Annotated in this window: 17 protein-coding genes, 16 tRNA genes and 3 rRNA genes; 5 read left to right on the top strand and 31 right to left on the bottom strand. The window is 37.0% G+C overall.

The features are described from left to right. Window positions 1–2: 2 nt before the first annotated feature. The 4 genes from ACSBO6_RS02890 to queG form a co-directional block, all read right to left on the bottom strand. Window positions 3–1,898, bottom strand: a complete 1,896-nt coding sequence (locus ACSBO6_RS02890; protein WP_098847071.1) for a PrkA family serine protein kinase — start codon at window positions 1,896–1,898, stop codon at window positions 3–5. A gap of 600 nt (window positions 1,899–2,498) precedes the next feature. Beyond that, window positions 2,499–2,993 carry a tRNA (uridine(34)/cytosine(34)/5-carboxymethylaminomethyluridine(34)-2'-O)-methyltransferase TrmL gene (trmL, locus tag ACSBO6_RS02885; protein ID WP_098847072.1) on the bottom strand — a complete coding sequence of 165 codons (495 nt, stop codon included), beginning with the start codon at window positions 2,991–2,993 and terminating at the stop codon, window positions 2,499–2,501. Between the two features lie 62 nt (window positions 2,994–3,055). Then, window positions 3,056–3,970: an amidase domain-containing protein gene (locus ACSBO6_RS02880; RefSeq protein WP_498844113.1), complete on the bottom strand. Its 915-nt coding sequence runs from the start codon at window positions 3,968–3,970 to the stop codon at window positions 3,056–3,058. Between the two features lie 76 nt (window positions 3,971–4,046). Continuing rightward, entirely contained in the window at window positions 4,047–5,171 is a 1,125-nt protein-coding gene (gene queG, locus ACSBO6_RS02875; RefSeq protein WP_498844112.1) for a tRNA epoxyqueuosine(34) reductase QueG, read from the bottom strand. Window positions 5,172–5,636: 465 nt separating this feature from the next. Between queG and ACSBO6_RS02870 the strand changes: the two genes are divergently transcribed. Next, a complete protein-coding gene (locus tag ACSBO6_RS02870; RefSeq protein WP_098847075.1) occupies window positions 5,637–5,927 on the top strand; it encodes a hypothetical protein in 291 nt (96 codons plus the stop codon). 185 nt (window positions 5,928–6,112) lie between these two features. Here the strand turns inward: ACSBO6_RS02870 and ACSBO6_RS02865 are convergent, their stop codons facing one another. The 20 genes from ACSBO6_RS02865 to ACSBO6_RS02770 all read right to left on the bottom strand — a co-directional run bounded on the left by ACSBO6_RS02865 (window position 6,113) and on the right by ACSBO6_RS02770 (window position 13,811). Continuing rightward, a complete protein-coding gene (locus tag ACSBO6_RS02865) occupies window positions 6,113–6,646 on the bottom strand; it encodes a hypothetical protein (RefSeq protein WP_098847076.1) in 534 nt (177 codons plus the stop codon). 381 nt (window positions 6,647–7,027) lie between these two features. Beyond that, window positions 7,028–7,110, bottom strand: a tRNA-Leu gene (locus ACSBO6_RS02860). A gap of 91 nt (window positions 7,111–7,201) precedes the next feature. Beyond that, window positions 7,202–7,287 (bottom strand) — tRNA-Leu (locus tag ACSBO6_RS02855). 17 nt (window positions 7,288–7,304) lie between these two features. After that, window positions 7,305–7,375, bottom strand: a tRNA-Cys gene (locus tag ACSBO6_RS02850). A gap of 6 nt (window positions 7,376–7,381) precedes the next feature. Then, a tRNA-Gly gene (locus ACSBO6_RS02845) sits at window positions 7,382–7,456 on the bottom strand. A 5-nt stretch (window positions 7,457–7,461) separates the two neighbouring features. Continuing rightward, a tRNA-Gln gene (locus ACSBO6_RS02840) sits at window positions 7,462–7,536 on the bottom strand. A gap of 77 nt (window positions 7,537–7,613) precedes the next feature. Continuing rightward, a tRNA-His gene (locus ACSBO6_RS02835) sits at window positions 7,614–7,689 on the bottom strand. A 16-nt stretch (window positions 7,690–7,705) separates the two neighbouring features. Continuing rightward, window positions 7,706–7,779 (bottom strand) — tRNA-Trp (locus tag ACSBO6_RS02830). Between the two features lie 5 nt (window positions 7,780–7,784). After that, window positions 7,785–7,869 (bottom strand) — tRNA-Tyr (locus ACSBO6_RS02825). A 10-nt stretch (window positions 7,870–7,879) separates the two neighbouring features. Beyond that, window positions 7,880–7,952: transfer RNA gene (locus tag ACSBO6_RS02820), tRNA-Thr, on the bottom strand. A gap of 179 nt (window positions 7,953–8,131) precedes the next feature. Further along, window positions 8,132–8,207: transfer RNA gene (locus tag ACSBO6_RS02815), tRNA-Phe, on the bottom strand. A gap of 8 nt (window positions 8,208–8,215) precedes the next feature. Then, window positions 8,216–8,291: transfer RNA gene (locus tag ACSBO6_RS02810), tRNA-Asp, on the bottom strand. 3 nt (window positions 8,292–8,294) lie between these two features. After that, window positions 8,295–8,371, bottom strand: a tRNA-Met gene (locus tag ACSBO6_RS02805). A gap of 197 nt (window positions 8,372–8,568) precedes the next feature. Then, window positions 8,569–8,644: transfer RNA gene (locus ACSBO6_RS02800), tRNA-Val, on the bottom strand. A gap of 9 nt (window positions 8,645–8,653) precedes the next feature. Next, window positions 8,654–8,728 (bottom strand) — tRNA-Glu (locus ACSBO6_RS02795). A gap of 23 nt (window positions 8,729–8,751) precedes the next feature. Further along, window positions 8,752–8,843: transfer RNA gene (locus tag ACSBO6_RS02790), tRNA-Ser, on the bottom strand. Window positions 8,844–8,847: 4 nt separating this feature from the next. Next, a tRNA-Asn gene (locus ACSBO6_RS02785) sits at window positions 8,848–8,922 on the bottom strand. A gap of 10 nt (window positions 8,923–8,932) precedes the next feature. After that, window positions 8,933–9,048 (bottom strand): 5S ribosomal RNA (rrf, locus tag ACSBO6_RS02780). A 121-nt stretch (window positions 9,049–9,169) separates the two neighbouring features. After that, a 23S ribosomal RNA gene (locus tag ACSBO6_RS02775) occupies window positions 9,170–12,107 on the bottom strand. A 153-nt stretch (window positions 12,108–12,260) separates the two neighbouring features. Further along, window positions 12,261–13,811 (bottom strand): 16S ribosomal RNA (locus tag ACSBO6_RS02770). The 16S, 23S and 5S rRNA genes sit together here with 16 tRNA genes alongside, the layout of an rRNA operon. Before the next feature lie 341 nt (window positions 13,812–14,152). On the opposite strand from ACSBO6_RS02770, the gene ACSBO6_RS02765 reads away from it, so the two are divergent. Then, window positions 14,153–14,842: an MgtC/SapB family protein gene (locus tag ACSBO6_RS02765; protein ID WP_098845094.1), complete on the top strand. Its 690-nt coding sequence runs from the start codon at window positions 14,153–14,155 to the stop codon at window positions 14,840–14,842. Between the two features lie 63 nt (window positions 14,843–14,905). Beyond that, a complete protein-coding gene (locus ACSBO6_RS02760; protein ID WP_098845095.1) occupies window positions 14,906–15,898 on the top strand; it encodes a potassium channel family protein in 993 nt (330 codons plus the stop codon). Between the two features lie 49 nt (window positions 15,899–15,947). On the opposite strand, the gene ACSBO6_RS02755 is transcribed toward ACSBO6_RS02760, so the two are convergent. Beyond that, complete coding sequence (locus ACSBO6_RS02755; protein ID WP_098845096.1) at window positions 15,948–16,352, bottom strand: YugN-like family protein; 405 nt, start codon at window positions 16,350–16,352, stop codon at window positions 15,948–15,950. A gap of 120 nt (window positions 16,353–16,472) precedes the next feature. Beyond that, a complete protein-coding gene (locus tag ACSBO6_RS02750; protein WP_098845097.1) occupies window positions 16,473–17,825 on the bottom strand; it encodes a glucose-6-phosphate isomerase in 1,353 nt (450 codons plus the stop codon). A gap of 190 nt (window positions 17,826–18,015) precedes the next feature. Here ACSBO6_RS02750 and ACSBO6_RS02745 point away from each other — a divergent pair, with 190 nt between their 5' ends. Further along, complete coding sequence (locus ACSBO6_RS02745) at window positions 18,016–18,249, top strand: DUF378 domain-containing protein (RefSeq protein WP_056468643.1); 234 nt, start codon at window positions 18,016–18,018, stop codon at window positions 18,247–18,249. 76 nt (window positions 18,250–18,325) lie between these two features. Here the strand turns inward: ACSBO6_RS02745 and ACSBO6_RS02740 are convergent, their stop codons facing one another. Further along, window positions 18,326–18,712: a CvfD/Ygs/GSP13 family RNA-binding post-transcriptional regulator gene (locus ACSBO6_RS02740; protein WP_098845098.1), complete on the bottom strand. Its 387-nt coding sequence runs from the start codon at window positions 18,710–18,712 to the stop codon at window positions 18,326–18,328. Between the two features lie 324 nt (window positions 18,713–19,036). Between ACSBO6_RS02740 and ACSBO6_RS02735 the strand changes: the two genes are divergently transcribed. Beyond that, on the top strand, window positions 19,037–19,873 hold the full coding sequence (locus ACSBO6_RS02735; RefSeq protein ID WP_483295167.1) for an alpha/beta fold hydrolase: 837 nt from the start codon (window positions 19,037–19,039) through the stop codon (window positions 19,871–19,873). A gap of 35 nt (window positions 19,874–19,908) precedes the next feature. Here the strand turns inward: ACSBO6_RS02735 and ACSBO6_RS02730 are convergent, their stop codons facing one another. The 4 genes from ACSBO6_RS02730 to ACSBO6_RS02715 all read right to left on the bottom strand — a co-directional run bounded on the left by ACSBO6_RS02730 (window position 19,909) and on the right by ACSBO6_RS02715 (window position 23,772). Further along, window positions 19,909–21,315, bottom strand: coding sequence for a sensor histidine kinase (locus ACSBO6_RS02730; RefSeq protein ID WP_498844111.1), 1,407 nt, complete (start codon window positions 21,313–21,315; stop codon window positions 19,909–19,911). Further along, entirely contained in the window at window positions 21,312–21,986 is a 675-nt protein-coding gene (locus tag ACSBO6_RS02725) for a response regulator transcription factor (RefSeq protein ID WP_098845101.1), read from the bottom strand. The genes ACSBO6_RS02730 and ACSBO6_RS02725 overlap by 4 nt, the downstream gene beginning before the upstream one ends. Continuing rightward, a complete protein-coding gene (locus ACSBO6_RS02720) occupies window positions 21,979–22,965 on the bottom strand; it encodes a YncE family protein (RefSeq protein WP_098845102.1) in 987 nt (328 codons plus the stop codon). The genes ACSBO6_RS02725 and ACSBO6_RS02720 overlap by 8 nt, the downstream gene beginning before the upstream one ends. 63 nt (window positions 22,966–23,028) lie before the next feature. After that, window positions 23,029–23,772, bottom strand: coding sequence for a FixH family protein (locus tag ACSBO6_RS02715; RefSeq protein WP_098845103.1), 744 nt, complete (start codon window positions 23,770–23,772; stop codon window positions 23,029–23,031). Window positions 23,773–23,971 lie beyond the last annotated feature (199 nt).

Raw genomic sequence — 23,971 nt, 5'->3', positions numbered from 1 at the left:
ATTTATCGGTTAAGTAAAGAGCCTACGTAGCGTAATAATTCATTTGCTGATGTTGAGTTATAACCATATTCATCAACTAATCTGCTGACCACGTCATTGATTTTCTTTAGTTGACGCTCGTCAGGAGTTTTTGTGGACGTCGTAATCTTCACAACATCCTTCAAATCCGAAAAAAGTTTCTTTTGGATAGCTTCTTTTAATCTTTCATGTGAATTGTAATCAAAACGTTTGCCTTTTCTTGCATATGCTGAGATTCTAATTAATATCTCTTCACGGAAAGCTTTCTTCGCATTCTCAGAAATACCAATTTGTTCTTCTATCGAACGCATCAATTTCTCATCTGGATTCATCTCTTCACCTGTTAAAGGATCGCGAAGCTTATTCTTATTGCAATATGCTTCTACATTATCAAGATAATTATCCATCAGTGTTTTTGCAGACTCTTCATATGAATAAACAAAAGCTTTTTGTACTTCTTGTTTTGCAATATCATCGTATTCTTTTCTAGCGATCGAGATAAAATTCATATAACGCTCACGATCTTCATTAGAAATAGATGGATGTTGATCTAAACCATCTTTTAATGAGCGTAATACATCCAAAGCATTAATTGAAGGAATTTCTTTTCGAATAATTGTAGATGAAATACGGTTAATGACATAACGTGGATCGATACCATGCATACCTTCATCTAAATATTCTTTTTTCAGCTCCTCTAAATCAACAGTGTTATAGCCCTCTACCATTTCACCGTCATATAGACGCATCTTCTTAACTAAATCAATATCACCTCGTTTTGGTTCTTTTAAACGAGTAAGAATTGTAAACATAGCTGCAACACGTAAAGTATGTGGAGCAATATGAACATTTGAAACATCACTCTCGGAGATCATTTTTTGATAGATTCTCTCTTCTTCACTAACTCTTAAGTTATATGGAATTGGCATTACGATAATCCGAGAATGAAGTGCTTCATTCTTCTTATTATTAATAAAGGATCTGTATTCTGTTTCATTCGTATGAGCAATGATTAATTCATCCGCTGAAATCAATGCAAAACGCCCTGCCTTAAAGTTTCCTTCCTGTGTCAGGGATAATAAGTGCCATAAAAACTTTTCATCACATTTTAACATCTCTTGGAATTCCATCATTCCGCGATTTGCTTTATTCAACTCTCCATCAAACCGGTAGGCACGTGGGTCTGATTCTGATCCAAATTGAGCAATTGTTGAAAAATCAATACTTCCTGTTAAATCAGCAATATCTTGAGATTTTGGATCAGACGGGCTAAAAGTACCAATACCAACTCGACGATCCTCTGATAAAAATATTCTTTCTACTATAACATCTTCTATTCTTCCGCCAAACTCTTGTTCAAGTCTCATTAAATTTAAAGGTGAAAGATTTCCTTCAATTCGAACTCCATATTCTTTGAAAAAATCATCTCTTAAATGGTTAGGAATTAAATGCAATGGATCTTCATGCATTGGGCATCCTTTAATAGCATAAATTGCACCTTGATCAGTTCTTGAATAATTTTCTAAGCCTCTCTTTAACATTGTTACTAAAGTAGATTTACCACCACTTACAGGACCCATTAACAATAAAATACGTTTTTTTACATCTAATCTCTTGGCAGCAGGATGGAAATATTCTTCCACGAGTCTCTCTAATGCTTCTTCTAATCCATATAGGTTGTTATTAAAGAAACTGTAGGTTCTTTTGCCATTCACTTCTTCAATACCTGCGTCTTTAATCATATTATAAATCCTAGAATGTGCAGTTTGTGCAACCCATGGCTCCTCTTTTAACATTTCAAGATACTCAGCAAAAGTGCCTTCCCATTTCAATCTTTGTTCCATGTCCCGATGCTGCTCAAGTTTCTTTAAAATATCCATGGACAAGTACCTCCTTCTTCTCATCTGTAAGAGAGATTATTAAAGGATATGCAAGGATGTCCGTACTCATGCTATATCTTTGAGTAGGAAAATATATTTTATCGAAATCCGATTCTCATAATTTTACTTTCATATTTCTATGATTTTTTTGTATAATAAGGTTTAGGGTGTTGGGAATTTTTCAATTGGGAGGATACATACTGATGAGACTAGCATTAATTTTATTAGTAACAGCATCATTCTTAGCAGCAATTTTCACAGGCGGCTATAATGACAAACCTGGACTGAAAAACAGATAATATTACGCAAAAGATGCTTCTAGTCACGGATTCTTTGAGACCGTTTTAATGGAAGCATCTTTTTATTTGTGCTATTTGATAAACTCTTAGATTAAACAAAAAAATCACCATTTCTGGTGACTCAGTGTGTAGACAAAGTACTAAAAAGTTGAAATTCAGACTGATTGCAAGCGTTTGTCTTTCGAGGCGCGAAGCCTGGTGAGGAGCGGAGTTACCCTAAACGGTAATGAGCACCGCAGACAGGCGAAGCAACGAAGAAAGCGAGCGTTTGTCAACAGTCTGAATCACCATTTCTGGTGATTTATTTAGAATAATCCTTTACTTTTAATAACTCACGGAAATCTTGCTGACGTAAAGCTTCGTAAATTAAAATTGCAGCTGTATTTGATAAATTTAGAGACCTAATATGATCTGTCATTGGTATACGTAAACAAGTTTCCATGTTTTTGGCTATTAACTCTTTCGGAAGTCCTGTTGTTTCTCTACCAAATACAAAGAAAATCTCTTCATCTAAATTTGAATAGTCAAAGTTTGAATATGTTTTTTCTCCAAATTTAGTAATAAAATAAAATTTCCCGTCCTTATACTTATCAAATAAATCGTCCAAAGAATCATGATAATGTATGTCTACATGCTCCCAATAATCAAGACCAGCTCTTTTTAACATTTTATCATCAGTTGAAAAACCTAACGGACGGATTAAATGCAAACTTGTATCTGTTCCTGCACAAGTACGTGCAATATTTCCTGTATTTGCTGGAATTTGTGGTTGATATAATACAACGTGTATTCCCATCTTTTTCACCTCTATATTGTTTCAATGCTTTATATTATACCAAATTCGTCATTCGTAAGGTATTATTCCATTTGAGGGTTAGAAAAGCCATCAACGAAGTGAAAAAACTTATACTTAATGTTCTCCGTAAAAGCAGAAGAATCATAATATGACCAATATCTTTTACGGCTATTTACAGTATGTGCATTCACTAACGGTTCACCATTTTCATCCTTAGCAACAACGATCGTACAATGATTCCATACTCCATCACCTTCGAAATCATATAAAATAATATCCCCCAATGATAGATCTTTTGGAGAAGGCACCTCTTGTGCTATAATTCCAGTTTTAGACGTAGGTAAAAATCTTCTTAATGCGTGAGCAACTCTCCAACTATAACTACTATTAGAATGATTTTTATACCACCACCCTGTCCCGGGTTTTGGCATTCCAACCATTCGAACGCCTCCAGCCCTCAAACATTGAGATATAAAATTTGTACAATCATTTGCATACAATGGATATTCTTTATTATGACCATCCCACCAGGTTTCAGCATATTTAACAGCATTAAATCGGTTATATCTGTTATTTCGTTCTAATATTTCACTTTCATCTAAATCGTCTTCTTCTAGTTCAAAATTCTCAACTTGATTATCAATTGGGAATGCAATGTCATATAAGATTTCATCTTTTTTAATCGCGATCTGTCTCTCATGTTGATCCTCTTCAAAATATAAATCTTTTTGCTTTAAAAAATATCGCGTATGGAATGTATAATTTATATACGTTACATCCTTATCAGTCCAAATATTGTTTACATCAAGATTACCATATACTTTTACTAATGAAATATTACGCTTATTATATAATTCAACTTTCCGCTTGATTGCCTGGTATTCTATTTCTTGAATAGGATGACTTCGATGTCCTTCACCAAAATAAAGTTGTAATCGTTCTTTTAAATAACACTCTAAAAGTTCACGATTAAACAAGATAATCCCCCTTTTCAACATATATTCTTATTCTATACGATGTTGAAAAATAAGAGATTATACCACTCATTATCGATTACTTTGACAGAACAGCATTAATTTCATTTAATACAATCTCGTCTTGCTCTTTTTGTAAACAACTTTCAATAAATGGAGTACTGTTCTTTCCTTCAATCTCAAAAATAGCCCAAATTGCTGTACCTCGTATTACCGGTCTAGCATCTTTTTTCGCTAATTCCTTTAAATCATCTAATGCCGATTCATCTTTAAAATGTGCTAAAGCAATAATGGCATTTCGTTGAATTGGGTTCTTTCCTCTCCATGACCCAGACATTTTGCCAAACTGATTTTTAAACTCTCTGTTACTTACTTTTAATACAGAACGTAATAAAGGTTTTACTGTTTCCGGATCAGCTTCCATCTCAGTATGATGAGTAAAATTAATTCCTTTATTTTTAGGACAAACTGTCTGACATGTATCGCATCCATATATGCGATTTCCCAGCTCTTTTCGAAACTCAACAGGTATCATTTCTTTTGATTGGGTTAAAAAAGCAATACAATTTTTAGCATTTAATTGACCTGGAGAAACAATCGCACTTGTCGGACAAACATCAAGGCATTTTGTACATTCTCCACACTGCTCTTCAATAGGTGAATCAGGTTCAAAAGGTAGTGAGGTAATCATTTCGCCTAAATATACATAAGAACCGAATTCTGGCGTAATAATTGAACAATTTTTAGCACTCCATCCGATCCCCGCTCTTTCAGCCACTGCTCGATCTACTAGCTCACCAGTATCGACCATCGATTGAACCTTTGCATTCGGATAATGTAATAAAATAAAAGACTCAAGCTGAAGTAATTTCTTTTTTACAACTACATGATAATCTTCCCCCCATGAGGCCCTACAAAAGATTCCCCTTGTAGATCCCTTTTTACTTTTAGGAGGATTTTTTAATTTAGATGGATAAGCTAGAGCAATTGCAATAATTGAATTTGCTTCAGTCATTATTTTTTTCGCATCTACTCTTCGTTCAATATCCTTTGTCTCAAAACCCGATTGATAATTTAATTCTTGCTGCTTATATAATCGATTTTTTAATGTTAAAAAGGGATCAACAGTCGTAAATCCAATCTTATCTATTCCAATTTCTTTACTATATAAAATTAATTCTTTTTGAAATTCTTTCATATTCACAAGAATCACCTAACTGCCTGTTAATTATATTTCCTATTCTAGTCAGAAAATTATTTCATTATCTAATTATGACACAAAAGCCTGTAATAATAGACTTTTTAATATAAAAAAACGCAATGTATCGTTCTCAAATGAATCAATACACTGCGTTGTTATCAAGTTATAAGTGCTAAACTACTAATACAAATGAAATAAGTATTTAGTAGGTTTTAATGAACTTGTAATTAAATTTATCATAAATATGTCACATATTCAAGAATAAAATCATATTTTGTCGAAAATGTTATCATAATTTAAGAAAAAATCGAGAATTGAAATTGTTAAAAGCCATATAAAATAACAGATGAAGAGTATAAGTAGCTAACAGCAGAGGCTATTGAAAGATTTGTAGAAATTTGAATAAAGGTATAATGAATTTTCTCATAGAATTCTTCTTTATAGGATAAATTTAGGAGGAGAGTAATTATGACAAATCCTTTGGTAAAAGAAGAAAAGAATCCTTTAGTCGAAAGTTTTGAGGGTGTCTGTAGTTTGATTGAAGAAACAAACGACAGAATTGATCTTACACAAGATACACTTAAAGAACTTGATCGATACAATAATGAGAAATTAAAAGATGCAAAACAATTTACGATTAAAGTAGCTGCTGCAAGCCTATTAATAGCAACAACTGGTCTTGTAGTTACTTTAGCAAATAAAAGAAATCCAAAACAATTTGATTGGCTTAAGCAAAAACGTAAGTATGTAAAAATGTAATGTTAGGATTGCTAATATCCACATAAAGAAGGCAGCGACTATATAGATGTTCGCTGCCTTTCTTTATGTGGATGTTAATAGCTCTATATGACAATTATTTAATGCTGATGAAGAATCAATTAAAGTTCCAAGAATAATGCAGTAAAATCTGTGTTTTAGGACAAAAGAAAAAGACAGCCATTAAGCTATCTCTGATTTTTTAAATAAGCCATATAATCATCCACTTTTTCTGCATTTCCATTTCCAGCTTTTGCGCTATTGAAAACAACAATTCTTCCTTGGGTATGATTAATCTTGTTGTCTAAATCGTGCATTATTCGATGAGTATACAACAAAGCTTTCATGTCTTTTTGATCAATTGCCAATTTCATTAACTTGTTAGCTAAATCTAAATCATCGTGCAAATCGCTATTTTCATCTACATTGCTAAGTATTTTTTCAAAATATGTGAGAATAGATTCCAATTCAGATTTTTTATCTTCCCAAGCTGGAGAGTTTGGATTTTTGAATTGTTGATAATTTAACCAACCAGTTAAATTATTTAATATATCGTGTGTTCTTGCAATATCTGCTCCTTCCTTTGAAGCTGGAGGAATCTTTTCTTTGTCATATTTTATATTTGCAACATGATATTCATTTTTAAAAACAATAATTTTAACTATTTTCCAAGATAAAAATGAAACAGCAATCAAACCTACAAACAACAAACCAATTTTCAAATATTTATTTATTGCAACTCACTCCTTTTGTCTACATACTCATAATAATTTTAACATTAATATTGTAAAGAGTTGGTTTGAAAATTCAAAAAAATTCCTTGTAGAACGATTTACTATCTACTGGTAAATTCCTTTGCGTACTAGTAAATCATCGCAACGCATGACTTCTTTTACTAGCTAGCAATCTCGTGTTAATGCACGTTGTTTACAATCCGCTTTCTTGCATAGGATCAATATAAAATGTTTAATATCAATTTCTGTCATTGTCACTAAAGGTTTCTTATCAGCTGACAACATTATTTGGAGATATTTTGCCATGTGCAAGAAAAACAAAAAAAGCTTTGCACAATTAGTGCAAAGCTTTTTTTGTTAGCATTTATATAGCGGTGACAGGACTTGAACCTGCACATCCGTGAAGATACCTGATTTTGAGTCAGGCGTGTCTGCCATTCCACCACACCGCCAAAGTTATACAATAATTATAATATATGAAAGACAAATTGTCCAATCAAATCTGAAATTAAAAACCTCTTACAAAGTAAGAGGTTTTTTTGATGCCGAGGGCCGGACTCGAACCGGCACGGTTGTCACCAACCGCAGGATTTTAAGTCCTGTGTGTCTGCCAATTCCACCACCCCGGCGTGGGGTAAAATCTAAAAGGCGGTAACCGGATTTGAACCGATGATAAAGGTTTTGCAGACCTCTGCCTTACCACTTGGCTATACCGCCGTAATTTGGAGCGGAAGACGGGGCTCGAACCCGCGACCCCAACCTTGGCAAGGTTGTATTCTACCACTGAACTACTTCCGCATAAATGGCTGGGCTACCTGGATTCGAACCAGGGCATGACGGAATCAAAATCCGTTGCCTTACCGCTTGGCTATAGCCCATTAATTAAGAACTTTATATACTATATTCAATTTATTATAAATTATATTACTCACTTGAGCAATCGTTATAAATTATATGGGGCGACCGATGGGAATCGAACCCACGAGTGTCGGAACCACAATCCGATGCGTTAACCACTTCGCCACGATCGCCATTATTTTATTTAATTGGCAGGGGCAGTAGGAATCGAACCCACACCAAAGGTTTTGGAGACCTCTATTCTACCGTTAAACTATGCCCCTATAAATGGTGGAGGGGGACGGATTCGAACCGCCGAACCCACAGGGAGCGGATTTACAGTCCGCCGCGTTTAGCCACTTCGCTACCCCTCCGGTTAAAGAGTGCCGACTAGAGGACTTGAACCCCCAACCTACTGATTACAAGTCAGTTGCTCTACCAATTGAGCTAAGTCGGCGTATTAATTTATTTATTGCCATATTTAGTTCGTTTCTTAGTCGTCCTTGTCTCAGTAAGAATTTCAAGATGTTGCTCGACAAGTACGCTGAGGTCTTGCTACGAAGTTTATTCGTTCGTGCTCTACCAATTGAGCTAAGTCGGCGTATTAAAATTTATTTGTTGCCATATTTTTCAAGATGGTGGCTCGGGACGGAATCGAACCGCCGACACGAGGATTTTCAGTCCTCTGCTCTACCGACTGAGCTACCGAGCCATCTTAAATGGCGGTCCCGACCGGGATCGAACCGGCGATCTCCTGCGTGACAGGCAGGCATGTTAACCGCTACACCACGGGACCATTTGGTTGCGGGGACAGGATTTGAACCTGCGACCTTCGGGTTATGAGCCCGACGAGCTACCAGACTGCTCCACCCCGCGATAATGTGGATACTATTTTTTATAGTTCCATGAAAGTTATTTTGTTAAGACCATCCCAATCTCAGGATGATTTTGCAAGTAGCAGCTCGATTGGTATGCTGAAGTAATTTCTTCGAAGCATATTCGTTCGTGCTCCACCCCGCGATAATGTGGATACTATTTAATATAGTTCCATGAAAGTTATTTTGTTAATTAAATGGTGGAGGATGACGGGCTCGAACCGCCGACCCCCTGCTTGTAAGGCAGGTGCTCTCCCAGCTGAGCTAATCCTCCGTAATAAAATGGTGACCCGTACGGGACTCGAACCCGTGTTACCGCCGTGAAAGGGCGGTGTCTTAACCGCTTGACCAACGGGCCAGTACAATAGTGCTGTAAATATGTGGCGGAGAGCAAGGGATTTGAACCCTTGAGACAGGGTTACCCGCCTACACGATTTCCAATCGTGCTCCTTCGGCCACTCGGACAGCTCTCCAAAATGGCTCCGCAGGTAGGATTCGAACCTACGACCACTCGGTTAACAGCCGAGTGCTCTACCACTGAGCTACTGCGGAATAATGATAAACCAAGCGACGTTCTACTCTCACAGGGGGAAACCCCCAACTACCATCGACGCTGAAGAGCTTAACTGCCGTGTTCGGTATGGGAACGGGTGTGACCTCTTCGCTATCATCACTTGATTCAATTTCTTAAGGACAATAACTATTATATCAAATTTCACTTAAAAGTCAATGACTTTTTTGAAGTTTTTTATAATGTTTTTTGCACCTTCAAAACTAGATAATGTCATCATCAAACTTGTTAGTTAAGTCCTCGACCGATTAGTATCAGTCAGCTCCACGTGTCACCACGCTTCCACCTCTGACCTATCAACCTGATCGTCTCTCAGGGGTCTTACTAGCTTAACGCTATGGGAAATCTCATCTTGAGGGGGGCTTCATGCTTAGATGCTTTCAGCACTTATCCCTTCCACACATAGCTACCCAGCCATGCTCTTGGCAGAACAACTGGTACACCAGCGGTGTGTCCATCCCGGTCCTCTCGTACTAAGGACAGCTCCTCTCAAATTTCCTGCGCCCACGACGGATAGGGACCGAACTGTCTCACGACGTTCTGAACCCAGCTCGCGTACCGCTTTAATGGGCGAACAGCCCAACCCTTGGGACCGACTACAGCCCCAGGATGCGATGAGCCGACATCGAGGTGCCAAACCTCCCCGTCGATGTGGACTCTTGGGGGAGATAAGCCTGTTATCCCCGGGGTAGCTTTTATCCGTTGAGCGATGGCCCTTCCATGCGGAACCACCGGATCACTAAGCCCGACTTTCGTCCCTGCTCGACTTGTAGGTCTCGCAGTCAAGCTCCCTTATGCCTTTACACTCTTCGAATGATTTCCAACCATTCTGAGGGAACCTTTGGGCGCCTCCGTTACTCTTTAGGAGGCGACCGCCCCAGTCAAACTGCCCACCTGACACTGTCTCCGAGCCGGATCACGGCTCTAGGTTAGAATTTCAATACAGCCAGGGTAGTATCCCACCGACGCCTCCACCGAAGCTAGCGCTCCGGCTTCTCAGGCTCCTACCTATCCTGTACAAGCTGTACCAAAATTCAATATCAAGCTGCAGTAAAGCTCCACGGGGTCTTTCCGTCCTGTCGCGGGTAACCTGCATCTTCACAGGTACTATAATTTCACCGAGTCTATGGTTGAGACAGTGCCCAAATCGTTACGCCTTTCGTGCGGGTCGGAACTTACCCGACAAGGAATTTCGCTACCTTAGGACCGTTATAGTTACGGCCGCCGTTTACTGGGGCTTCAATTCAGAGCTTCTCCCGTAAGGGATAACCCCTCCTCTTAACCTTCCAGCACCGGGCAGGCGTCAGCCCCTATACTTCGCCTTGCGGCTTCGCAGAGACCTGTGTTTTTGCTAAACAGTCGCTTGGGCCTTTTCACTGCGGCTCTCCCGGGCATACACCCAAAAGAGCACCCCTTCTCCCGAAGTTACGGGGTCATTTTGCCGAGTTCCTTAACCATAGTTCTCTCGCTCACCTTAGGATTCTCTCCTCGCCTACCTGTGTCGGTTTGCGGTACAGGCACCTATTTCCTCGCTAGAAGCTTTTCTTGGCAGCGTAGAATCAGGAACTTCGGTACTATATTTCCCTCGCCATCACAACTCAGCCTTATGATGTGCGGATTTGCCTACACATCAGCCTAATTGCTTGGACGCGCATATCCAGCAGCGCGCTTACCCTATCTTTCTGCGTCCCTCCATCGCTCAAACGGAAATGAGGTGGTACAGGAATATCAACCTGTTGTCCATCGCCTACGCCTGTCGGCCTCGGCTTAGGTCCTGACTAACCCTGGGAGGACGAGCCTTCCCCAGGAAACCTTAGGCATACGGTGGACGGGATTCTCACCCGTCTTTCGCTACTCATACCGGCATTCTCACTTCTAAGCGCTCCACCAGTCCTTACGATCTAGCTTCAACGCCCTTAGAACGCTCCCCTACCACTGATACCATATGGTATCAATCCGCAGCTTCGGTGATACGTTTAGCCCCGTTACATTTTCGGCGCAGAGTCACTCGACCAGTGAGCTATTACGCACTCTTTAAATGGTGGCTGCTTCTAAGCCAACATCCTGGTTGTCTAAGCAACTCCACATCCTTTTCCACTTAACGTATACTTTGGGACCTTAGCTGGCGGTCTGGGCTGTTTCCCTCTTGACCACGGATCTTATCACTCGTAGTCTGACTCCTATGGATAAGTCATTGGCATTCGGAGTTTGACTGAATTCGGTAACCCGTTGGGGGCCCCTAGTCCAATCAGTGCTCTACCTCCAAGACTCTAACACATAAGGCTAGCCCTAAAGCTATTTCGGGGAGAACCAGCTATCTCCGAGTTCGATTGGAATTTCTCCGCTACCCACACCTCATCCCCGCACTTTTCAACGTGCGTGGGTTCGGACCTCCATTCAGTGTTACCTGAACTTCATCCTGGACATGGGTAGATCACTCGGTTTCGGGTCTACGACCACGTACTAAATCGCCCTATTCAGACTCGCTTTCGCTGCGGCTCCGTCTCTTCAACTTAACCTTGCACGGGATCGTAACTCGCCGGTTCATTCTACAAAAGGCACGCCATCACTCGTTAACGAGCTCTGACTATTTGTAAGCACACGGTTTCAGGTTCTCTTTCACTCCCCTTCCGGGGTGCTTTTCACCTTTCCCTCACGGTACTGGTTCACTATCGGTCACTAGGTAGTATTTAGCCTTGGGAGATGGTCCTCCCAGATTCCGACGGAATTTCACGTGTTCCGCCGTACTCAGGATCCACTCAAGAGGGAACGAGGTTTCAACTACAGGGTTTTTACCTTCTTCGACGGACCTTTCCAGGTCGCTTCATTTACCCCGTTCCTTTGTAACTCCGTATAGAGTGTCCTACAACCCCAAGAGGCAAGCCTCTTGGTTTGGGCTATCTTCCTTTTCGCTCGCCGCTACTTGGGAAATCGCTATTGCTTTCTATTCCTCCAGGTACTTAGATGTTTCAGTTCCCTGGGTCTGTCCTCAGTACCCTATGTATTCAGGTAAAGATACTACTCCATTACGAGTAGTAGGTTCCCCCATTCGGAAATCTCCGGATCAAAGCTTACTTACAGCTCCCCGAAGCATATCGGTGTTAGTCCCGTCCTTCATCGACTCCTAGTGCCAAGGCATCCACCGTGCGCCCTTTCTAACTTAACTAATTTTAAAACTAATTGAATTAAACTTACGCAGTTTAATGAATGACATTATCTAGTTTTCAAGGTACAAATGTTGAGAGTGAACTCTCAAAACTAAACAAAACAATGAAGAAACATTTCATACATGAACCATCGGTTCATGATGTCTCCATAGAAAGGAGGTGATCCAGCCGCACCTTCCGATACGGCTACCTTGTTACGACTTCACCCCAATCATCTGTCCCACCTTAGGCGGCTGGCCCCTAAAAGGTTACCCCACCGACTTCGGGTGTTACAAACTCTCGTGGTGTGACGGGCGGTGTGTACAAGGCCCGGGAACGTATTCACCGCGGCATGCTGATCCGCGATTACTAGTGATTCCGGCTTCATGTAGGCGAGTTGCAGCCTACAATCCGAACTGAGAATAGTTTTATGGGATTAGCTCCACCTCGCGGTCTTGCAACCCTTTGTACTATCCATTGTAGCACGTGTGTAGCCCAGGTCATAAGGGGCATGATGATTTGACGTCATCCCCACCTTCCTCCGGTTTGTCACCGGCAGTCACCTTAGAGTGCCCAACTAAATGCTGGCAACTAAGATCAAGGGTTGCGCTCGTTGCGGGACTTAACCCAACATCTCACGACACGAGCTGACGACAACCATGCACCACCTGTCACTCTGTCCCCGAAGGGAAAGCCCTATCTCTAGGGTTGTCAGAGGATGTCAAGACCTGGTAAGGTTCTTCGCGTTGCTTCGAATTAAACCACATGCTCCACCACTTGTGCGGGCCCCCGTCAATTCCTTTGAGTTTCAGTCTTGCGACCGTACTCCCCAGGCGGAGTGCTTAATGCGTTAACTTCAGCACTAAAGGGCGGAAACCCTCTAACACTTAGCACTCATCGTTTACGGCGTGGACTACCAGGGTATCTAATCCTGTTTGCTCCCCACGCTTTCGCGCCTCAGCGTCAGTTACAGACCAGAAAGTCGCCTTCGCCACTGGTGTTCCTCCAAATCTCTACGCATTTCACCGCTACACTTGGAATTCCACTTTCCTCTTCTGCACTCAAGTTTCCCAGTTTCCAATGACCCTCCCCGGTTGAGCCGGGGGCTTTCACATCAGACTTAAGAAACCGCCTGCGCGCGCTTTACGCCCAATAATTCCGGACAACGCTTGCCACCTACGTATTACCGCGGCTGCTGGCACGTAGTTAGCCGTGGCTTTCTGGTTAGGTACCGTCAAGGTGCCAGCTTATTCAACTAGCACTTGTTCTTCCCTAACAACAGAGCTTTACGACCCGAAGGCCTTCATCGCTCACGCGGCGTTGCTCCGTCAGACTTTCGTCCATTGCGGAAGATTCCCTACTGCTGCCTCCCGTAGGAGTCTGGGCCGTGTCTCAGTCCCAGTGTGGCCGATCACCCTCTCAGGTCGGCTACGCATCGTCGCCTTGGTGAGCCGTTACCTCACCAACTAGCTAATGCGCCGCGGGCCCATCTGTAAGTGATAGCTAAAAGCCATCTTTCAATTAAGGAACAGGAGTTCCTTAATGTCATCCGGTATTAGCTCCGGTTTCCCGAAGTTATCCCAGTCTTACAGGTAGGTTGCCCACGTGTTACTCACCCGTCCGCCGCTAACTAACGGGAGCAAGCTCCCATTAGTCCGCTCGACTTGCATGTATTAGGCACGCCGCCAGCGTTCGTCCTGAGCCAGGATCAAACTCTCCATAAAAGTTAAGTTTAAATCTTGTATTGCTCAAAAAACTAATAATTGACGTTTACTTCATGTTTTGTTTAGTTTTCAAAGTTCACATCGTCGCGTCATTTGCGACTTTTTCATATTAACATCTCTTTAAAAGCGAGTCAACATTTTTTTTATTTTTTTAAAACGTTATTTCGTTTTTTGTCGAACCATCTTGGCGACGTATATAAATATAACACTCGATTTAGTTTATGACAAGCCCTTTTTTCATTTTTTTTTATAAAATCTTAAAAAAATTATTTATAGTACGGAGGAAGTGTAATATGCAATGTCGAATTAGCCATAAACTACATAGAAAAGGGGTTTAGAAAATGGATCTTCAACCAGATATCCTCATAAAATTACTAGTATCAGCAATGTTAGGTTCCGTTATCGGTCTAGAAAGAGAGTTAAAAAGAAAACCTCTTGGATTAAAGACTTGCCTTGTTATTTCAATTATGAGTTGCCTATTAACAATTGTTTCGATTAGTTCAGCTTATTCATTTCGTGGAAGTGATTATTTAAATATAACAATGGATCCTTTACGATTACCGGCCCAAATAGTATCAGGAATCGGATTCGTTGGGGCTGGTGTTATTCTCCGAAGAGGTAATGATACAATAGCAGGATTAACAACGGCTGCGATGATTTGGGGCGCATCGGGTATCGGAATAATTGTTGGGGCTGGCTTTTACGTCGAGGCTCTGGCGGGAGTAGGCTTATTAATTATAAGTGTTGAATTAATTCCTTACTTAATTAACAAACTTGGCCCTAAAAGATTAAAAGAAAGAGATATAAGTTTGAAGCTAACAGTAATAGGAAGAGAAAATATAAATATAGTCATTGACCAAATAACCGCTCAAGATATTACAGTTAAGAATATAAAAATAAAAGGACTAATTAATGATGAACATTATGTCCAAATGAAATTATTAGTGTTTAATAAACGAAGAACAACTGAAATTTATTATGATATCGAACAAATAGAAAACATCCGTGGAGTTGAAATAGAAAGTATATAGTAGTGATAAGTTATTACTTATTGGTAAAAATAAGTGTTACGAAATTGTAATGGAGGTATAGACTTGAAAATATTTCGTAACCAACCTATGTATTTTAAATCCTATACACTTTTAAAAATTACTTTAATATTATTATCGTTAATAGCTATTTTCGGAACAATCATCCACTTCGCAGAGCCATTTACTTTTCCTACAGTTTGGGATGGTATGTGGTGGTCAATTGTAACTACATTTACAGTAGGTTATGGTGATTACGTGCCTCTATCTCCAGTTGGACGTTTTTTTGCCGTTATATTAATTTTACTTGGTACTGGATTTGGTTCTTATTATATGATTTCATTCGCGGCACAAACTTTTAGAAACCAAGACGCAGATTACAGAGGAATACTAACATTTACGAAAAAGAACCATATTATAATAGTAGGGTGGAATGAACGAGTTAAAAATGTTATTAAACAACTACGTGCATCTTCTAATCAAGTCTATATTGTATTAATTGATGAAACCTTAAAATTATTACCTCCCGATTTAGAAAAGGTACACTTTATAAAAGGCTCTGCATCCAGTGACTCAGTTTTAGAAAAAGCGAATATAAAATTTGCGAATACAATCTTAATTACAGCTGATCAAAATAAAAATGAGCAAGATGCAGATATGCAAACAATCTTAACAATCATCGCTACAAAAGGTCTTAACCAATCAATTAACTGTATCGCAGAAATCTTAACGAAAAATCAAGTAATTAACGCAAAAAGAGCCGGTGCCAATGAAGTAATTGAAGCAAATTTATTAACATCCTTTGTAATGTCAGGTTCGGTTATGCATAGAGGATACTCAGATGTTGTGCTTAAGTTAACAAATCAATTAGAAAACTTTACAGTAAAAATATTGGAAGTCGAACAAAAAATGGTTGGAAAATTTTATTTCAATCTTGTAGTTGAAGAATTAAACAACGATAAAATGATTATTGGAATCATTCGTGATAACCAAACAATCATCAGACCCGATAAAAATATTAAGATTACAATAGATGATTTTCTTATTTTACTGACTTAATAATTGATATCAAAAAAGAGCCAATTCAAAAGATTTGGCTCCTTTTATTTTACAAAAGTTCATCTTCAATTATCTTCAGAATTTCAAACCCTTTTATTTGATATTTTCTAGGAACTTTTGCATCTTTCTCAATTGGTTCTTGGAACTGGTTTAATGATCCAGTTAAATTTCCCTCTATCCCAACATTATCATCTAGCCCCTCATTATAAATATGAGTTAATAAAAAGGGTGTCTCAAATTGTATAACAGCCCCATCCATATCTAAAGAACCTGAAGTAACATTAAAAGGTAATCTTAAATATTGATACCCGTCATCATCTCTCATTAATAAATCAAAACTTCCATGATCATATTCCCAGTTAGCTCCAATTACAAATCCATGATTTTTTAATTTCCCCTCAATTTCATTAAGCGGAAATATTGCATTCTCTAATTTTGATTTTAAAGGATACATACTTACCTCCTCCTTTTTCAATAGTATTTTCTTATTAAGTAAAAACATGAATTATAATTTTAATTTCAATAAAAAAACCGTTGTTAAAGTAAATTTAACAACGGTCCTTTTGCCTTACTATTATTTTAAACGTTCTTCTAATTGCATTTTTAGTTCTTCAAATCCTGGTTTTCCTAATAATGCAAACATGTTTTTCTTGTATGCTTCAACACCTGGTTGATCAAAAGGATTTACTCCTAGTAAATATCCACTCATCGCACAAGCTAATTCAAAGAAGTATACTGTATAACCGAAAGTATACTCATCTAATTTAGGTAATGAAACAATTAGATTTGGTACTCCACCGTCAGCATGAGCTAATATCGTACCTTCGAAAGCTTTTTTATTAACAAAATCGACAGTTTTTCCAGCAAGATAATTTAATCCATCAGAATCATTATCCTCAAGTTCGATTGTTAATTCATGACGAGGATTTTCAACAGATAAAACTGTTTCAAATAAATCACGTCGTCCTTCTTGAACATATTGTCCAAGTGAATGTAAATCCGTTGAGAAGTTTGCTGAAGAAGGATAGATACCTTTTTGATCTTTCCCTTCACTCTCACCAAATAATTGTTTCCACCATTCTCCAAAATATTGTAATGATGGTTCGTAGTTAACAAGCATCTCTATCGTTTTACCTTTGTTATATAGAACATTTCGAACAACTGCATATTGGTACGCTTGATTATCTTCTAATTCTGAAGAGTTGTATTCTTTATACGCATCTTGTGCACCCTTCATCATTTGTTCAATATCAATACCCGCTGCAGCAATCGGTAATAAACCTACTGCAGTTAATACAGAATAACGTCCACCTACATCATCAGGAATTACAAATGTTTCATATCCCTTTTCATCTGCAACAGTTTTTAATGCCCCACGTGCTTTGTCAGTTGTAGCATAAATACGATGTTTAGCTTCTTCAACACCATATTTTTCTTCTAACAACTTTCTAAAAATACGGAATGCAATAGCTGGTTCAGTAGTTGTCCCAGATTTTGAGATAACATTAATTGAAAAATCCTTATCCTTTAAAACTTGAGCTAAATCGTGCATATATGTAGAACTAATATTATTTCCTACGAAGAAAACTTGAGGTGCTTTTCTTTCTTCTTTAGAAGCAATATTAAAAAATGAGTGTTGTAACATTTCAATGGCAGCACGTGCACCTAAATAAGATCCACCAATACCAATTACTAAAAGAACGTCTGAATCTGATTTAATTTTCTCTGCTGCTTTTTGAATTCGAGAAAATTCTTCTTTATCATAATCATTAGGTAACTCTACCCATCCTAAATAGTCGCTACCTGCTCCTGTTTTTTCATGAATTGTATGGTGAAATAATTTCACTGCATCCCTTAAATAAGATATTTCATGATCTTGAAAAAACATTTTCGCTTTTGAATAGTCAAATTTAATATGAGAAGTCATACATCAAACCTCCTTAAATAGTTATAATACCTTTACAATGTACCTAATTAAATTATTGAAAGCAAGTAAATGCAACTATATTTATGTGAAAAAATTAACAAAAAGTTAAAAGAGATTTGTTTTTAAGTACATAAACAAAAATAAATGAGGAAAGCTATGTTAGAAGGTAATAAAAAGGAGGTTAACCTATATGAGTACATTACAACGTATTGCACTTATTTTTACAATTATTGGGGCTATAAACTGGGGATTAATTGGATTTTTTCAATTTGATTTAGTTGCAGCAATTTTTGGTGGTGCAGATTCTGCTTTTGCTCGAATTATTTATGGTATCGTTGGTATTTCAGGACTTATTAACCTTGGCTTATTATTTAAACCTTCAGAAGAGCTAGGAACTCATCCTGAAACAAATGAAGTAAGATAAATTGCAGACGAAATTAGTCTCATTACTATCTATACTTTTCTAAAAATTAAAAAGGAAGGGTTAATCCCCTTCCTTTTTAATTCGTCATATTTTCTTTCTTCATCTCAACGCGAAGCCATTCATTTAATTTTTTATGCAGGGTGCTAAATCCATCTGGTTTAAGCTCTCTTAATAGTCTAGCTGCATGTTTTAAGTTCTCGTCACCATTAAATCCTTGATCGATACTTGCTCCTTTTAAAGACAAACTTATTTTTCCTGTCATTTCATCAATAGACAGTACACGTACATTTACTAATTGCCCAACAGAGATATAGTCTCGAATATCTCGAACATATCCATTAATAATTTCAGAAATATGTACTAGTCCTTGTGTTTGGTGATCAAGTGAAATAAAGGCACCATACGTTTGAATCCCTGTTACTTTACCAGTGTAAATTTTTCCAATATTGTAGTTTTGTGCCATTCAAAACACTCCTAATTTTCGTTCAATTCCACTAACTAAATTTTAGCACACACAGACCAACTTTTAAAGTTTGCTTACTTCCACTCATAAATGGCACTTCTTTAAAAATCCCTTTACTTAATTATAGTCACTTTAAAGGTTGGGCTATTTCAATTATTTTAAATAAAATCAGTCTCTATTAGAATTGACGAAAAACTTATAATTTAAAAGTATTTTAGCTTTTTGCAAATCATATGGTGACATACAGAGCATTACTTAGTTAAAGAATGTATTCCTCCCGTTTGGACATAATAATCCAAAAATCTAATAAGGAGAGTTTGGATGATGAATCATTCTAGAACAATACAGTCAACATATAAGGTTTCTGGACTTGATGTTTATTATGAACTTTACGGATACCATAATAGCAATAAGCAAGATTCAAAAGTATTTGTATTAATTCACGGTTTTTTATCATCTTGCTTCAGTTTCCGGAGACTAATCCCTTTTATCTCAAAAGATCATGTAGTTGTTGTCATTGACTTACCCCCATTTGGTAAAAGTGGAAAACATTTAAATTTTAAATATTCGTATGATAACTTTGCGAATGTCGTGATCTCTCTTGTAAATCATTTAAATCTGCAAAACATTTATTTAGTCGGACATTCTATGGGTGGTCAAATTGCTTTATATGTAACGAAAAAAGCACCGGAGCTTGTTAAAAAGGTGGTTTTATTATGTAGCTCAGGTTATTTAGGAAGGGCAAATCCACATTTGATTATTTCATCTTATTTCCCTTTTTTCTATCTATATATAAAAAGGCATTTAGCTAAACAAGGTATTATGAATTCACTAATTTCAGTTGTTCATGATCAGAAGTTAATCGATGATGAGATGATTAACGGATACAAGGAACCTTTTTTGCGAGATGAAATTTTTAGAGCATTAACAAAGATGATTCGTGATCGAGAAGGTGATTTAAGTCCAGAAGATTTACAAAATATATCTGTACCTACACTTTTAATTTGGGGTGAAAAGGATAAAGTCGTTCCATTAGAAGTAGGGGAAAGATTGCATCGCGATTTAAGGTACTCAACTTTATATACTTATCCAGAAGCAGGGCACTTAATTCCAGAAGAAATTCCTGAACATATTTATGAACGTATATCAAATTTTGTATAAGAAAAAGAGTCCACGATAATGGACTCTTTTCGCATTTATTCTAATTCAAATATCGGCAAAGTAACAATTACCTTTAAGCCGCTGCCATCTATATTCATGAATTTTATTTTACCATTGTGTTGGTCAATAATTTGCTTTACGATCGCAAGTCCTAACCCGGTTCCACCTTCATTTCTAGATCTTGCTTTATCGACCCGATAGAATCTTTCTCCTAAATGCGGAATCTCTTCAGACGGGATCCCTTTTCCTTCGTCTAATATTTCCAAAGTGACTTGTTTATCTTGAAAAAGAGTAATATAAATTGTTTTACCTGAAGGTGTATAACGGATTGCGTTATCAAGTAAATTATGGATTACTTGCTGGAAGCGATCTGGGTCAACATTTGCAATAATCGTCTCATCTAAATTCTTATGAATTTTAATATTACGTTTAATGAGGAGCTGCGAATATGTTTCGATTGTCTCTTCAATCAGCTGCGCAATTACGTTAGGTTCTTGATTAAGTGGAAATTGCTGACCATCTAATGTAGCTAAATCAAGTAAATCTCTAACTAATCTTTGCATCCGACTAGCCTCTTTTTGAATGATACCAACATATTTAAGTTGTTGTTCTTGTTTTATTACACCATCTAATATGGCTTCACTATACCCTTTAACATAACTTAATGGTGTTCTTAATTCATGAGAAACATTGGCTAAAAACTCTTTTCTATTTTCATCTTCTTTTTGCAAAGAATCAGACATTGAGTTAAACGCAGTCGCGAGTTTTCCTATTTCATCACCACTATTGTAATGGATACGTTCAGTGTAATCACCATTTGCCATTTTATAAGATATATGCTCCATTCTTGATAAAGGCTTAATCATTTGTTTTATGATTCTTCTGCCAATTAAAAGAATAACAAAAGCAAATAAAAATGTACTTACCATAAAGATCCATTTTGATTGTCGAATTAATTCAGTAACACTTCTTAATGGCAAGTGTAAATAAATAATCCCTTCAAGTTTTTCTTTTTTTACAACCGGAACTACAGCACCGATTATTTGATGCTTAAATCTTTTTTCGAACCCGGTTTTCGTAATCACTTTTCCTTTTAATAAAGTTTCACGATCATCTTCTGTAATGAAAGATTCGTGGCTAACATTATAAGGGATACATGCACTTAAATCTCTTGGATTACTAATAAATAAAACATTGGCATTTGAAACAGCATCAAATTTTGAAACAAACTCTGAAAAGTCATTAACATTATTCGTTTTATGATAATGTTTGACTAAACTTGTACCTTCTTGAATTAAAGTGGAACGAACATATGAAACATATAATTGCTTATAGGCAAACTGAAACATTAAAAAGAAAAAGATTGTTGTACAAATTACGATTAAACAAATCGTTAACCAAAGCTTTTGTAAAAACGATAATGAATAGATTAATTTCCTCATCCGTTTATCCCAAATTTATACCCTACACCCCAAACCGTAGAAATATAATCTGCATCCTGTCCTAATTTAATTCTTAATGTTTTTATATGTGTATCAACTGTTCTAGCTGTACCAAAATAATCGAAACCCCAAACCTTTTCTAAAATTTGTTCGCGACTAAAAACTTGGTCTTGATGCTTACAAAAGAAGAGAAGTAAATCATATTCTTTTAAAGTAAGTGATATAGGTTTGCTTGCGACAAAAACATTCCTAGACTTTTCATTTATTATGATTTGTCCGATCTGTAACACAGAAGCATCAGTATTTTTCGTTCTTCTTAAAACTGCATCTACTCTTGCAATTAATTCTCCAGGACTAAATGGTTTTACAATATAGTCATCCGCTCCCATTTTTAATCCATTTACTTTATCCCACTCTTCACCTTTTGCTGTTAAAAAAATCACAGGCACATTAGATGTTTCTCTTATCTTTTTACAAAGAGTCCATCCATCCATTATGGGCATCATAATATCTAAAATTAATAAATCATAGTTTGATTGACTTATTTTTGACAATGCCGACTCCCCATTGTTTGCTTCGTCCCAACTATATCCGCTATTTTCTAAATACATTCCAACCAATTGGCAAATCTCTTGTTCATCATCAACAATCAATATTTTTCTTTCAATCATGACTTAAGCCCTCTCTTATCAATAATTGAAAAGGTCCTCTTCCAACTGCAACTTCTTTTTCAATTTTCATCGTTGTCGTATTAATTTGATACAACTTATTTAAATCATAGCTTGCTGCATATGCACTATGTTTAAAGCCAATAGCCGTATATGGATTCGAACCAACTTCAATAAAATTTGTCTGATTAACAACATTCGGATTTAGTTTATAAATTTGGTTTGTACCATGGGCGATCGTAAACAATCCGTCTTCATTTTGAAAAAACGAAATAGGCATTAATGGCGTATGAAGAGACTTTTGTTGCTTACCAGTAATAGTTGAATATATTTTTACATCCTCATTTTCCTCTTCACCATTTCCGTGTCCCCCAACAAATAGTTCTGATGAATCGTTGTTTAAAATTAAACCGACCGATGTGTACGGCACTTCGATTGTTTGTTCAATTTTAAAACTACTTAAGTTAATACCAATTACTTTTCGTTCGTTAAACAAGCTAACATATAATTTATGATGAATCGTATCTTCAACCATAGAAATTGGACTTCTACCTATTTTAATTTTTTTAAGCACCTTACCGTTATGGTTAAAAAATGTAATGTTATTCTCTTCTCCATTTGTGACAGCAATCACTCGTTTACTTTTTAAGGAAATTATATTAGTAATTCCTGTACCTACATTCCAACAATCAACATGGTCCCCTGTTGATAGTTGATAAATATCTATTTTTGGATTTGTTGGATGATATACCGCAATATCATCACCGCTATGTAATAATACCGCTCCACTTACATCTCTATTTAAATTCCAATCTGTTACTTTATGTAAATCATCTAAACTTAGGAACGTTAAACTTCCTACTTTTTTATTTACTGAAATAAGGATATTTTCCGAAGTCTTAATATGTGTCAAATCATTTGACACACAACCAGTACAAAATAGGAAAAGTAAAATCGTGCTGAAAATCGAAATCTTTTTCAAAATATCCCCCCATAAAAGAGGCTATCCTTCTATTCATCAGAGATAGGATAGCCAAGGTTATTATTAATTTACAGTAAGCTCTTTTACAGTATGGTCATGTAATTCGTCTTTTTCAACATGAACCTTTACTGTATTTGTTCCCTTTTCTTTAAAGGTATACTTAACTTCATACTCACCTGGTGCGACTTCTTTTGCATCAGTATAGTCATGTTTTGCTTGCTCATCTTTCCATGTTTCAATTCTCACGTTCGCTTTTTCTAATGGTTTTTCATCATTCGTCATAAGATGAATCGTAAATAGATTTTCTTTATTTACATGAATATTTTCAGTACCCATTAAGTGAATCATTACATCTCCATGATGATCGTTTCCACTGTGAGATGCATGCTCTTTCTTTTCACCATTACTATTACTAGTTGAAGAGGTAGTTTGAACTTTAAAATCCTTTTTAGGCATTGAATGTTGATCCCTAGCAGTAACATGGGCAATTACATAATAATCTCCAGGGTTAGTAAATTTGTATGTAGCCGAATAAATGCCATCAGCACCATTTTTTGCTTCAAGCATAGCAATACTATCTTCACCATTTTTACCAATTTCAAATTGTACTTCATCTGCGTCAGAAACAGCTTTATGATTTTGACTAACTTCAGCACGTATAGTAATTTCTTTATTTAAATTAATATCTGATGTTGGCAGAAGTATATTTACATCAACTGGTTTTTCAACTACGGGTTCCTTCTTCTCATTAGAACAGCCTGTAGTTATCATAATGCTTACAATTAATAGACTTAATAATTTTTTCATATGTAATACCTCCTAAGATTCTGCTAAATTAAAACAGATCTTACATTTTAGATCAATAAAATGAATGTTTTAAACGTACCTTGTTCTGATTAGTAATTTGTAGTTAATAATTTCACAAAAATAATCTATCACAAAAATGTGATGAAAATGTGATGTAACTCCAAAAAAAAGAGACCTTCCTTAGTAAGTCCCCATTTTG

Origin of the sequence: Bacillus sp. AL-1R (assembly GCF_052180195.1) — a bacterium.
In the GTDB taxonomy this organism is placed as follows: Bacteria; Bacillota; Bacilli; order Bacillales; family Bacillaceae_G; genus Gottfriedia.
The sequence above is the reverse complement of the archived record's forward strand: the minus strand, read 5'-3'. Positions and strand labels throughout refer to the sequence as shown.